The sequence below is a fragment of the Pseudomonas sp. B21128 genome, assembly GCF_044218865.1.
GTDB classification, from domain to species: domain Bacteria; phylum Pseudomonadota; class Gammaproteobacteria; order Pseudomonadales; family Pseudomonadaceae; genus Aquipseudomonas; species Aquipseudomonas iridis.
Window position 1 is genome coordinate 5460910 of the sequence record NZ_CP162590.1, and the last position, 13472, is coordinate 5474381.

Below are 13472 nucleotides of genomic sequence, written 5' to 3' on the forward strand. Positions count from 1 at the left end.
CTTGAGCTTGAGGCTTGTAGCTGAAAGCTTGCAGCTGCTTTTTAGATATCCAGCAACAGACGAGCTGGATCTTCCAGCAGGTTCTTGATGGTCACCAGGAAGGTCACAGCTTCTTTGCCATCGATCAGACGGTGATCGTAGGACAGTGCAAGGTACATCATCGGACGGATAACGACCTGACCGTTGATGGCCATCGGACGCTGGATGATGTTGTGCATGCCCAGAATCGCTGCCTGCGGCGGGTTGACGATCGGGGTCGACATCATCGAACCGAAGGTACCACCGTTGGTGATGGTGAAGGTACCACCGGTCATCTCGTCCATCGACAGTTTGCCGTCACGGGCTTTCTTGCCGAAGGTGGCGATGCCGCCTTCGATTTCAGCCAGGCTCATCAATTCGGCGTTACGCAGAACCGGAACCACCAGACCGCGGTCGCTGGAAACAGCAACACCTACGTCGGCATAGCCGTGGTAAACGATGTCGGCACCGTCGATCGAAGCGTTGACAGCCGGGAAGCGTTTCAGCGCTTCGGTAGCAGCCTTCACGAAGAACGACATGAAGCCCAGACGTACGCCGTTGTGCGACTTCTCGAACAGGTCTTTGTACTTCGAACGCAGCGCCATGACTTCAGTCATGTCGACTTCGTTGAAAGTGGTCAGCATCGCCATGTTCGACTGCGCTTCAACCAGACGCTTGGCCACTGTGGCACGAACGCGGGTCATCGGAACGCGCTTCTCGATGCGGTCGCCAGCGGCGAACACAGGAGCAGCAGCCGAGGGTGCAGCAGCCTTGGCAGGAGCGGCGGCCGGAGCAGCTTTCTTGGCTTCAACAGCGGCAACCACGTCTTCCTTGGTTACACGGCCATCTTTACCGGTGCCTTTGACGGACGCCAGGTTGATGCCGTTTTCTTCAGCCAGTTTGCGTGCAGCAGGCGCGGCGATAGCATCTTCGTCGGTGCCGGCAGCAGGTGCAGCAGCTTGGGCAGCGGCCGGAGCAGCGGCTGGAGCAGCAGCGGCAGCCGGAGCAGCGGCAGCAGCGCCACCTGCTTCGATGGAGCCCAGGACTTCGTCGGACAGAACAGTGTCGCCTTCGTTCTTGACGATAGCGCCCAGTACGCCGTCGGCAGTCGCCAGAACTTCCAGTACGACTTTGTCAGTTTCGATGTCGACGATCAGGTCGTCACGCTTGACGGCGTCGCCCGGTTGCTTGTGCCAGGTGGCAACGGTGCCATCGGCAACCGATTCCGGGAAAGTGGGGGCTTTGATCTCGATAGCCATTATCTGTAGTTCCTTAAATTCGGTTTCAGGTGCGCGAAGGCGTTAAACGGTAAACGCGGCTTGCAGCAGTTTTTCCTGCTGCTCGGCGTGCATCGATGCGTAACCACAGGCAGGTGCAGCAGAGGCATCACGGCCCGCGTACTCGAGTACGAGAGATTTGTCGTGTTTGCCAACGATGCGGCGCATGTGGTGTTGGCTGCAGTACCAGGCACCCTGGTTCATCGGCTCTTCCTGACACCAAACGATATGTTTGAGGTTGGTGTACGGAGCCAGGACTTCAATCAAGTCGTCCTCAGGGAATGGGTACAACTGCTCGATACGCACGATGGCAATATCGTCACGGCCTTCGGCACGGCGTTTTTCCAGCAGGTCGTAGTAGACCTTGCCGCTACACAGAACAACGCGCTCGACCTTGTTCGGGTCCAGTACATCGATTTCCGGGATAACGGTCTGGAACGAACCCTCGGCCAGATCTTCCAGGGTCGAGACAGCCAGCTTGTGGCGCAGCAGCGACTTCGGAGTCAGGACGATCAACGGTTTGCGCAGCGGACGAATCACCTGACGACGCAGCAAGTGGTAGATCTGAGCCGGCGTGGTCGGTACCGCTACCTGAATGTTGTGCTCGGCGCACAATTGCAGGTAACGCTCCAGACGCGCCGAAGAGTGCTCAGGCCCCTGACCTTCATAACCGTGCGGCAGCAGCATGGTCAGACCGCACAGACGGCCCCACTTGTGCTCGCCACTGGTGATGAACTGGTCGATAACCACTTGCGCACCGTTGGCGAAGTCGCCGAACTGGGCTTCCCAGATCACCAGCGCATCCGGCGTGGTGGTCGAGTAACCGTATTCGAACGCCAGAACGGCTTCTTCCGACAGGAACGAGTCGTACAGGTCAAAACGTGGCTGACCGTCGTACAAGTGCTGCAGCGGAATGTAAGTGCCCGCATCTTTCTGGTTGTGCAGAACAGCGTGACGGTGCGAGAACGTACCGCGGCCGATGTCCTGACCGGTCATGCGAATCGGGTGACCTTCGAACGCCAGGGTCGCGTACGCCATGGTTTCGGCGTAACCCCAGTTGATCGGCAGGCCGCCGGCTTGCATCTTCTGACGGTCTTCGTAGATTTTCGAGACCTGGCGCTGAACCACGAAGCCATCCGGAATTTCCAGCAGCTTGGCGGACAGTTCCTGCAGGGTCTTGAGGTCGAAGCGAGTGTCATGACGCGCGGTCCAGGCGTGGCCCAGATATGGACGCCAGTCCACGAACAACTCTTTGTTCGGCTCTTTGACCAGGCTTTTTACTACGTGCAGACCGTTGTCCAGCGCGTTGCGGTATTCGTCGACTTTCGCCTGAACACGCTCAGCGTCGAGCACACCGCTCTGAGTCAGACTGTCAGCGTACAGCTCACGGGTGGTGCGCTGTTTGGTGATCTGCTGATACATCAGAGGCTGGGTGCCGCTTGGCTCGTCAGCTTCGTTGTGGCCGCGACGACGGTAGCAGACCAGGTCGATCACCACGTCACGCTTGAACTGCATGCGGTAGTCGATGGCCAGCTGAGTCACGAACAATACGGCTTCCGGATCATCGCCATTCACATGGAGGATCGGTGCCTGGATCATTTTCGCAACGTCGGTCGCGTACTCGGTGGAACGCGAGTCCAGCGGGTTGCTGATGGTGAAACCAACCTGGTTGTTGATCACGATGTGCACGGTACCGCCGGTCTTGAAACCGCGGGTCTGCGACATCTGGAAGGTTTCCATCACCACGCCCTGGCCGGCAAATGCCGCGTCGCCGTGGATGGAGATTGGCAGAACCTTCTCACCGGTAGGGTCGTTACGACGATCCTGACGGGCACGAACCGAACCCTCGACCACCGGGGAAACGATTTCCAGGTGGGACGGGTTGAACGCCATGGCCAGGTGAACTTCACCACCGGTGGTCATCACGTTGGACGAGAAGCCCTGGTGGTATTTAACGTCACCGGAACCCAGCTCGACCTTCTTCTTGCCTTCGAACTCGTCGAACAGCTCGCGCGGGTTCTTGCCGAAGGTGTTGACCAGCACGTTGAGACGGCCACGGTGGGCCATGCCGATCACGACTTCCTTGGTGCCATACGAACCGGAACGCTGAATCAGCTCGTCGAGCATCGGAATCAGGCTTTCGCCGCCTTCCAGACCGAAACGCTTGGTACCAGGGTATTTGGTGCCCAGGTATTTTTCCAGACCTTCGCCGGCGGTGACGCGCTCGAGCAGGTGGCTCTTGATGTCGGCGGAGTACGTTGGACGGCCGCGCACGCTTTCCAGACGCTGCTGGAACCAGTGACGCTGCTCGGAATCGGTGATGTGCGTAAATTCAGCGCCGATGGTGCGGCAATATGTCTGCTGCAACGCTTCGTGAATTTCGCGTAGGCTCGCTTCCTCTTTGCCGATGAACAGGTCGCCGGCACGGAAGGTCGTATCAAGATCGGCATTGGTCAAGCCGTAATGATTGATCGACAGGTCTGCAGGTGCAGGACGCTGCCACAGCCCCAGCGGGTCAAGCTGGGCTGCCTGGTGGCCACGCATACGGTAGGCCTGGATCAATCGCAGCACTTCAACTTGCTTCTTCTCGTGCTCACTGCTCACGCTGCCGGCGGAAACCGGTTGAGCGCGGCGCTGGTTCTTTGCCAGCAGCACGAAATGATCGCGAATCGTGGAGTGCGAAACATCAGTGGCAGAGCCGCCGTCGGCAGGCAGCTTCTGAAAGTAGGTGCGCCACTCTTCTGGCACAGCGTTAGGGTCGTGCAGGTAGAGCTCATAAAGCTCTTCCACATAGGCAGCGTTTCCACCTGAAAGGTAGGCGCTGTTCCACATGCGCTGCATCACGCTTTCTTGCATGCTTGGTCACCCTCGGTTAGGGGAACACCATCGATGTCGACACCGAGCAAACTTGCAGAAGTCCGAATGCAGCGACTAAAACAAGCCACTTAGGATCACACTGATAGTCCGGGTACCAGCCCGGATGCCCCTGCTTGTCTCATTTCTTCAAAATAAGAGCCGCAGCTTGTGGCTGCTGCTCTGGTTATAGCCATGACGCGGGTTGAAGCCCGCGCCACAGCCTCTACGGTGCAGCGGTTACAGCAGCTGAATCACACGCCGCTCGAAAGCAGCATGTTACGGATGTGACCGATGGCCTTAGTCGGGTTCAGGCCTTTCGGACATACGTTGACGCAGTTCATGATGCCCCGGCAGCGGAAAACACTGAACGGGTCATCCAGCGAAGCCAGACGCTCGGACGTCTTGGTGTCACGGCTGTCTGCCAGGAAGCGATAAGCTTGCAGCAGTGCGGCCGGGCCCAGGAACTTGTCCGGGTTCCACCAGAAGGACGGGCAAGAGGTCGAGCAGCAAGCGCACAGAATGCACTCGTACAGACCGTCGAGCTTTTCACGCTCTTCAGGGGACTGCAGACGCTCGATGGCCGGAGCCGGCGTGTCGTTCTGCAGGAATGGCTTAACCTTCTCGTATTGCTTGTAGAAGATGCTCATATCGACAACCAGGTCACGGATAACCGGCAAACCTGGCAGCGGACGAACGATCAACTTGTTGCCTTTTACGACAGCGGACAGTGGCGTGATGCACGCCAGGCCGTTTTTGCCGTTGATGTTCATGCCGTCGGAACCGCAAACACCTTCACGGCAAGAGCGACGATAGGAGAAACCCTCATCCTGCTCTTTGATCAGGGCCAGCACGTCCAGCACCATCAGGTCTTTACCACCGGTATCGACCTGGAATTCCTGCATGAACGGCGCGGCGTCCTGATCAGGGTTGTAACGATAAACGCTGACTTGCAACATGGCGGCCACCCTTAATAAGTCCGAATCTTAGGTTCAAAAGTCGGAACAGTTTTCGGCGAGAAATTCACGGCACGCTTGGCAACGCGCTTGTCACCCGGGAAGTACAGGGTGTGGCACAGCCAGTTTTCGTCGTCACGGTCTTCAAAGTCTTCACGGGCGTGCGCGCCGCGGGACTCTTTACGGACTTCGGCCGCGATGGCAGTGGCTTCAGCGACTTCCAGCAGGTTTTGCAGCTCAAGCGCTTCGATACGTGCAGTGTTGAACGCCTGCGACTTATCGTTGATTTTCACGTTGGCGATACGGGTGCGCAGGTCTGCCAGCTGGGCAATACCTTTCTGCATGTATTCGCCGGTACGGAATACGCCGAAGTAGTTCTGCATGCAGCTTTGCAGCTCGCGACGCAGCGTAGCGACGTCTTCGCCATCGGTACGGCTGTTCAGTGCATTGAGGCGCGACAGGGCAGCGTCGATATCAGCTTCGGTGGCGTCATCGTATTCGATGCCGTCAGTCAGTGCTTTCTCGAGGTGCAGACCGGCAGCGCGGCCGAACACCACCAGATCGAGCAGCGAGTTGCCGCCCAGACGGTTGGCACCATGAACCGATACGCAAGCCACTTCGCCGACGGCGAACAGACCATGAATGATCTCGTCCACGCCTTCAGCGTTCTGGGTGATCGCCTGGCCATGAATGTTGGTCGGAACACCGCCCATCATATAGTGGCAAGTCGGAACAACCGGAACCGGAGCAACAACCGGGTCAACGTGTGCGAAAGTCTTCGACAGTTCGCAGATGCCTGGCAGACGGCTGTGCAGCACTTCTTCACCCAGGTGATCGAGCTTGAGCAGCACGTGGTCGCCATTCGGGCCGCAACCGTTACCCGCGATGATCTCTTTAACCATCGAGCGGGCAACAACGTCACGACCGGCGAGGTCTTTGGCGTTCGGAGCATAACGCTCCATGAAACGCTCGCCGTGCTTGTTGATCAGGTATCCACCTTCACCACGGCAACCTTCGGTAACCAGTACACCGGCGCCGGCGATGCCGGTTGGGTGGAACTGCCACATTTCGATGTCCTGTACCGGCACACCCGCACGCAGCGCCATGCCGACGCCGTCACCGGTGTTGATCAGGGCGTTGGTGGTGGACGCGTAGATCCGACCTGCACCGCCGGTTGCCAGAACAGTAGCCTTGGCGCGGATGTAGGTGGTTTCACCGGTTTCGATGCAGATGGCGATCACACCGACGAACTCGCCTTGAGCGTTTTTCACCAGGTCGACAGCGTAGTACTCGTTCAGGAACGTGGTACCGGCTTTCAGGTTGCCCTGATAAAGGGTGTGCAGCAGTGCGTGACCGGTACGGTCGGAAGCGGCGCAAGTACGGGCAGCCTGCCCGCCTTTACCGTAATCCTTCGACTGACCGCCGAACGGACGCTGGTAGATGCGGCCCTGTTCGGTACGCGAGAACGGCATCCCCATGTGGTCCAGCTCATAAACGGCAGCCGGGCCTTCCTGACACATGTATTCGATAGCGTCCTGGTCACCGATGTAGTCGGAGCCCTTGACGGTATCGTACATGTGCCAGCGCCAGTCATCGTTCGGATCGGCAGAAGCGATCGCGCAGGTGATGCCACCCTGAGCCGATACAGTGTGCGAACGAGTCGGGAAAACCTTGGTGATCACGGCAGTCTTGTGACCGCCCTGTGCCAGTTGCAGCGCAGCGCGCATGCCAGCACCGCCGCCACCAATAATGATGGCGTCGAAAGAAATCGTTGGAATGTTAGCCATGAATCAGATACCCCAGAGAATCTGCACACCCCAGACGAAGTAAGCGAACATCGCAACGCCGCATACTGCCTGGAAAAGGAAACGTACTGCGGTCGCGGACTTGCCCAGCGCCATTGGCGTCAGGTAGTCGGTCGCGATGGTCCACATGCCGACCCAGGCGTGAGCGCCAAGGGCAACGAGGGCCAGCAGACTGAAGATACGCATCCCGTTGTGGGCGAACAGGCCATGCCACTGGTCGTAACCAATGCCCGGATTCGCTGCAAGGTATCCGATCAGGAAGATGAAATAAGCCGCGAGAACAACCGCAGACACACGTTGCGCCATCCAGTCATAGAGGCCCGAACGCGAAAGGTTCGTAACGCTGGTTACCATATCCAAACTCCTGCCAGAACGATCAGCACCACGGAAATGGCGATGATGATTTTCGAGCCCAGGCGGCCGCCTTCCAGCGTCTCACCGATGCCCATATCCATGATCAAGTGGCGCACACCGGCTACCAGGTGATACAGCAGAGCGGACAGGAGGCCCCATGCTACGAACTTGGCCAGCGGGCTGGTCAAGCATGCCTTCACTTCGGCAAAACCTTCCTCGGAATCCAGGGATTTGCCCAATGCATAAAGCATGAAGCCCAGGCCCAGGAAGAGGATGATGCCGGAAACACGGTGAAGAAACGACGTAACGCCGGTGATGGGGAGTTTGATGGTCCTTAGGTCTAGGTTTACAGGTCGTTGGCTTTTCACGGCTTTTTTTTCACACTGAAGAGCCCCTAACAATCAGGGCAAAGTTGTTGGGGAGTGCACTGGTCAGGTAACCACCACCCAGGGATGCGACCCCCAATAAAGCAGGCCCAAAAGCCCTTGGCGGTCGGTGGCCGAGTATAGACAGTTAGGCTACTAATGACAACGCAATCACCTACCCCAAATAGCGCATTGCACAAGTCGTATAAAAGGCGTAAATGGCAGTCAATTTCGAGGAAAAAGGGCAGTTAAAGCCTTCTGGAGCAAGACTTTAGGCAAATTGACATTCGAATTTATCTCACTATAGTGGTGCGGGCCCTGCGTGGGGGGTCTGTCTGATGGTTCAAGCATAAATAGGAGGCCACATGGCTGACAAAAAAGCGCAGTTGATCATCGAGGGCGCAGCCCCCGTCGAGCTGCCCATTTTAACCGGCACCGTTGGTCCCGATGTTATTGATGTTCGGGGCCTGACGGCCACGGGCCGCTTCACTTTCGACCCGGGTTTCATGTCGACCGCCTCGTGCGAATCGAAGATCACCTATATCGACGGCGACAACGGCATTCTGTTGCACCGCGGCTACCCGATCGAACAGCTGGCTGAAAAGTCGGACTACCTGGAAACCTGCTATCTGCTGCTCAACGGCGAACTGCCGACCGCAGAACAGAAGGCCCAGTTCGTCAGCACCGTGAAAAACCACACGATGGTTCACGAGCAGCTGAAAACCTTCTTCAACGGTTTCCGTCGCGACGCCCACCCTATGGCCGTCATGTGCGGCGTAGTCGGCGCCCTCTCGGCCTTCTACCACGACTCCCTCGACATCAATAACCCGCAGCATCGCGAAATCTCCGCGATCCGTCTGGTTGCTAAGATGCCGACCCTGGCAGCGATGGTTTACAAGTACTCCATGGGTCAACCCATGATGTACCCGCGCAACGACCTGACGTACGCGGAAAACTTCCTGCACATGATGTTCAACACCCCGTGCGAGATCAAACCGATCAGCCCGGTGCTCGCCAAGGCCATGGACAAGATCTTCATCCTCCATGCCGACCACGAGCAGAACGCATCGACTTCCACCGTGCGTCTGGCGGGCTCTTCGGGTGCCAACCCGTTCGCCTGTATCGCCGCCGGTATCGCCGCACTGTGGGGCCCTGCTCACGGCGGTGCGAACGAAGCCGTTCTGACCATGCTTGACGAGATTGGCGATGTGTCCAACATCGACAAGTTCATCGCCAAGGCCAAGGACAAGAACGACCCGTTCAAGCTGATGGGCTTCGGTCACCGCGTTTACAAGAACCGCGATCCTCGCGCGACTGTAATGAAGCAGACCTGCGACGAAGTATTGAAGGAACTGGGTATCAACGACGATCCGCAACTCCAACTGGCCATGCGCCTGGAAGAGATCGCGCTGACCGACCCGTACTTCATCGAACGCTCGCTGTACCCGAACGTCGACTTCTACTCGGGGATCATCCTCAAGGCGATCGGCATTCCGACCAGCATGTTCACGGTGATTTTCGCGCTGGCACGTACTGTTGGCTGGATCTCCCACTGGAAAGAGATGCTCTCGAGCCCGTACAAGATTGGCCGTCCGCGCCAGTTGTACACCGGCTACGAGTCGCGTGACATTACCAAGCTGGAAGACCGCAAATAAGATTTGTCTTGCGATGAAGTCTTAGTTGTACCGGGAACGGCCTCTATTTATATAGGGGCCGTTTTTGTTTGTGGCGTTTTTGGGGCGTAGGTTTTGGGGGCATATCCGTTGCTGCGGGTGATGCCGCTGGCGGTTTCGCTCTTACAGCGAGTCCCTTTTTCAAACGCCAAAAAGGAACCAAAAGGCTTTGCCCCTGGCGTACGGCACTTCGCTGAAGCTCAGTGTTCCCTCGCTACGGTGTCCATCCGGGGGCATCGCTTGCGGTTTGCTTCGCTGCACCTCCTGTCGATGGATGCGGCTTCGCCGCACGGCGCTGCGCGTCTACCCCCTGATGAACACCTACGCTCGGCCTGCCGATGGGGCAAAAAAGCCAAAGCCAAAGCCAAAGCAAGATCACAAACCAGATCAGGAGCCCCCCCCACCCTAGCCCTCTCCCGGAGGGAAAGGGAACTGATCGAGATGTTTGGCAGAGCTACGCCGACCTGGGATACCGAGTCGAACTCAGATTCTGAATCAGATCAAGAGCCCCTCACCCTAGCCCTCTCCCGGAGGGAGAGGGAACTGATCGAGGTGTTTGGCAGCGCTATGCCGACCTGGGATACCGAGTCGAACTCAGATTCTGAAAGCCTCACAAATCGGCTCCCTCTCCTCGGGGAGAGGGCTGGGGTGAGGGGCGAACCCAACCCAAAAACTAAGCCGACCGCATCGCTCTCCCACCACTCAACAGGATGAGCGTTAGCTCGGCTGCAGCTTTTGATCTGTAAGGCGACGTCGGAAGGCTTCGTTCCGGGATTGATCCGGGGGTGGGAGCGCAGCGACCGTTTGGCGAAGCCAAACACAGCGAGAGGAGGTGCAGCGAAGCAAACCGTAGGCCGTCACCGCAGCAACGGATATGTACACGATCCACACAAAAAATACAGTCTGCCCGATAACCGCCCACAAATGCCCCGATTTCTCAACCGGGGCATTCAGAACAACATTACAAAACCATCAAGCGATCAATGCGAAACCGCCCCACTTGCCCCCAACCCCGTCTGCGAACGCACAAACTGAGGGAAGAACAACGCACGTTCCCGGTCTGCAGCCGCCGACTTGTCAGTGATCGAGAAGAACCAGATCCCCACAAACGCAATGATCATCGAGAACAGCGCCGGGTACTCATAAGGGAAGATCGCCTTCTCGTGATGCAGAATCTGCACCCAGATGGTCGGGCCAAGAATCATCAGGCCAACAGCGCTGACCAGACCCAACCAGCCACCAATCATTGCCCCACGAGTCGTCAGCTTCTTCCAGTACATCGAAAGCAGCAGCACCGGGAAGTTACAGCTCGCCGCGATCGAGAACGCCAGGCCAACCATGAACGCAATGTTCTGGCTCTCGAAGAGGATACCCAGACCAATCGCCAGCACCGCCAGGGCAATCGTGGTGATCTTCGAGACGCGAATCTCGTCCTTCTCGTTCGCCTTGCCCTTCTTGATAACGCTGGCGTAGAGGTCGTGAGAAACCGCCGAAGCACCCGCCAGGGTCAGGCCTGCCACTACAGCGAGGATGGTCGCGAAGGCAACCGCCGAGATGAAGCCAAGGAAGATGCTACCGCCGACCGCGTTGGCCAGGTGCACCGCCGCCATGTTGTTGCCGCCCAACAGCGCGCCAGCAGCATCTTTGAAGGCCGGGTTAGTGCTGACCAGCAGGATCGCGCCGAAGCCGATGATGAACGTCAGGATGTAGAAGTAGCCAATGAACCCGGTTGCGTACAGCACGCTCTTACGGGCTTCTTTTGCATCACTCACGGTGAAGAAGCGCATGAGAATGTGCGGCAGGCCAGCGGTACCGAACATCAACGCCAGACCCAGCGAGAATGCCGAAACCGGATCCTTGACCAGACCGCCCGGGCTCATGATCGCTTCGCCCTTGGCGTGCACCTTGATCGCCTCGGAGAACAGCGTGTTGAAGTCGAAGTTGACGTGCTTCATCACCATCAGTGCCATGAACGATGCACCCGACAGCAGCAACACAGCCTTGATGATCTGCACCCAGGTGGTTGCCAGCATGCCGCCGAACAGCACGTACATGCACATCAGCACACCGACCAGAATCACCGCAACGTGGTAATCCAGACCAAACAGCAACTGGATCAGCTTGCCCGCACCCACCATTTGCGCGATCAGGTAGAACGCCACCACCACCAGCGAACCGCAGGCGGACAGCGAGCGAATCTGGGTTTGCCCGAGGCGATAGGACGCCACGTCGGCAAAAGTGTATTTACCCAGGTTACGCAGACGCTCGGCGATCAGGAACAGAATGATCGGCCAGCCCACCAGGAAGCCGATCGAGTAGATCAACCCATCGTAGCCGGAGGTGAACACCAGCGCGGAAATCCCCAGGAAGGACGCCGCCGACATGTAGTCACCGGCAATCGCCAGACCGTTCTGGAAACCGGTGATCTTGCCGCCCGCGGCATAGTAGTCGGCCGCGGAGTTGTTTTTCTTCGAGGCCCAGTAGGTGATGTACAAAGTGGCGCCGACAAATGCCACGAACATCAGGATCGCAGGGATGTTCAGCGGCTGTTTGGCCACCGCACCGGTCAAGGCATCAGCCGCCCAGGCACCCGGTGCGAAAGCTGCAACGCTCAATAGAGCCAGTAGACGCCGGATCATTGCTGAGCCTCCTTGAGAATCGCATTGTTCAGGTCGTCGAACTCGCCATTGGCGCGCTTTACGTAGATACCGGTCAGGATGAAGGCCGAGAGAATCAGCCCGACACCGATAGGAATGCCCCAGGTAATGGAGGACTCAGGACTGATCTTCGCGCCCAGGAGATGCGGCCCGTAAGCAATCAGAAGGATGAAACCGGAGTAAAGCCCAAGCATGATCGCTGAAAGAATCCAGGCGAACTTTTCTCGCTTGCTAACCAGTTCCTTGAATCGGGGACTGTTTTGAATCGAGAGGTAAATGCTGTCGTTCATTGTTTTTATCCTCGCAGCACAGATTATTGTTGGAACGATATCCACTGTATGCGGCTGCGAGCCAGGTTCCAGACGACCTTAGTAGTAGAACGCCATGACAGCTCTGCCATTCTCAAGCACATATAAAAAACTGTGGGAGCTGGCTTGCCAGCGATTGCGTCATGCCAGTCGACTGATTAGCCAACTGACAGACCGCTATCGAGGGCAAGCCCGCTCCCACAGGGTTCGCGGTGAAAAAGCTATGTCAGGTTATTTAGTCCAGTCAGCCACGCGCTCCGGGTGCTTGGCTACCCAGGCTTTGGCGGCGGCGTCAGGTTTTGCACCGTCCTGAATCGCCAGCATCACTTCGCCAATTTCGTCTTTCGAAGCCCACTGGAAGTTCTTCAGGAACTTCGCCACTTCCGGCGCTTTGGCATCAAGCTCTTTACTGCCGATGCTATTCACGGTTTCAGCTGCACCGTAAACGCCTTTCGGGTCGTCGAGGAAGCGCAGTTTCCACTTGGCGAACATCCAGTGCGGTACCCAACCGGTGACGGCGATGGATTCGTTTTTCTTTTCGGCGCGGGTCAGTTCGGCGATCATGCCGGCACCGGAACTGGCCTTCAGCGAGTATTTATCGAGGCCGTAATCCTTGATCGCCTGATCAGTCTTGAGCATCACACCTGAACCGGCATCAATGCCGACGATGCGATTTTTGAAGGTGTCGTCGGTTTTCAGGTCTTCGATGGATTTGGCTTTGACGTACTCCGGCACGATCAGGCCGATTTTTGCATCCTTGAAGTTCGGGCCGTAGTCGACGACCTGATCCTTGTTCTTCGTCCAGTAATCACCATGGGTCACTGGCAGCCAGGCCGAGAGCATGGCGTCGAGTTTGCCGGTGGCCACACCTTGCCACATGATCCCGGTGGCGACGGCTTGCAGTTTCACGTCGTAGCCCAGTTTCTGCTTGATCACTTCGGCCGCCACATGGGTGGTCGCGACGCTGTCGGACCAGCCGTCAACGTAACCGATGTTCAGGGTCTGTTTTTCAGCGCTGGCGAAAGTGGAGCTCATCGCAAGCGCCAGAACGGCACCTGCGCTTAAAAGTCGTCGCATCTTCATCGTTACTTCCCCGAAATGCTGCGCCCGACGGATGCCGGGCATCGTCAACGTATTGTTATGGTGCACAGCGCCCCCATCACGCCCGACCGCACACTCATTCGAACATCAGCGCGATTTATCAAT

The 13472-nt window shown here is 57.5% G+C and carries 10 protein-coding genes; 1 reads left to right on the forward strand and 9 read right to left on the reverse strand.

Annotation, left to right across the window (positions count from 1 at the left end):
- Nucleotides 1-41: 41 nt before the first annotated feature.
- From odhB to sdhC, 6 genes are all read right to left on the reverse strand, one after another.
- Nucleotides 42-1277, reverse strand: coding sequence for a 2-oxoglutarate dehydrogenase complex dihydrolipoyllysine-residue succinyltransferase (gene odhB, locus AB4P91_RS24630; protein WP_150594208.1), 1236 nt, complete (start codon nt 1275-1277; stop codon nt 42-44).
- Between the two features lie 42 nt (nt 1278-1319).
- A complete protein-coding gene (locus AB4P91_RS24635; RefSeq protein ID WP_150594209.1) occupies nt 1320-4151 on the reverse strand; it encodes a 2-oxoglutarate dehydrogenase E1 component in 2832 nt (943 codons plus the stop codon).
- 251 nt (nt 4152-4402) lie between these two features.
- Nucleotides 4403-5107, reverse strand: coding sequence for a succinate dehydrogenase iron-sulfur subunit (locus AB4P91_RS24640; RefSeq protein ID WP_007959035.1), 705 nt, complete (start codon nt 5105-5107; stop codon nt 4403-4405).
- A gap of 11 nt (nt 5108-5118) precedes the next feature.
- A complete protein-coding gene (gene sdhA / locus AB4P91_RS24645) occupies nt 5119-6891 on the reverse strand; it encodes a succinate dehydrogenase flavoprotein subunit (RefSeq protein WP_042558290.1) in 1773 nt (590 codons plus the stop codon).
- Nucleotides 6892-6894: 3 nt separating this feature from the next.
- Entirely contained in the window at nt 6895-7263 is a 369-nt protein-coding gene (gene sdhD / locus AB4P91_RS24650; protein WP_007977503.1) for a succinate dehydrogenase, hydrophobic membrane anchor protein, read from the reverse strand.
- A complete protein-coding gene (gene sdhC / locus AB4P91_RS24655) occupies nt 7257-7631 on the reverse strand; it encodes a succinate dehydrogenase, cytochrome b556 subunit (RefSeq protein WP_150687876.1) in 375 nt (124 codons plus the stop codon). Before sdhC ends, sdhD begins: the two co-directional genes overlap by 7 nt.
- Before the next feature lie 362 nt (nt 7632-7993).
- On the opposite strand from sdhC, the gene gltA reads away from it, so the two are divergent.
- The gene (gene gltA, locus AB4P91_RS24660; RefSeq protein ID WP_150594210.1) at nt 7994-9283 is read left to right on the forward strand and encodes a citrate synthase; all 1290 of its coding nucleotides are present in this window, start codon (nt 7994-7996) and stop codon (nt 9281-9283) included.
- 998 nt (nt 9284-10281) lie between these two features.
- Here the strand turns inward: gltA and AB4P91_RS24665 are convergent.
- The 3 genes from AB4P91_RS24665 to AB4P91_RS24675 form a co-directional block, all read right to left on the reverse strand.
- Entirely contained in the window at nt 10282-11940 is a 1659-nt protein-coding gene (locus tag AB4P91_RS24665) for a cation acetate symporter (RefSeq protein WP_150594211.1), read from the reverse strand.
- Complete coding sequence (locus tag AB4P91_RS24670) at nt 11937-12248, reverse strand: DUF485 domain-containing protein (protein WP_042558286.1); 312 nt, start codon at nt 12246-12248, stop codon at nt 11937-11939. The genes AB4P91_RS24665 and AB4P91_RS24670 overlap by 4 nt, the downstream gene beginning before the upstream one ends.
- A 249-nt stretch (nt 12249-12497) precedes the next feature.
- Nucleotides 12498-13349: a glycine betaine ABC transporter substrate-binding protein gene (locus tag AB4P91_RS24675; protein ID WP_042558285.1), complete on the reverse strand. Its 852-nt coding sequence runs from the start codon at nt 13347-13349 to the stop codon at nt 12498-12500.
- Nucleotides 13350-13472: the final 123 nt, after the last annotated feature.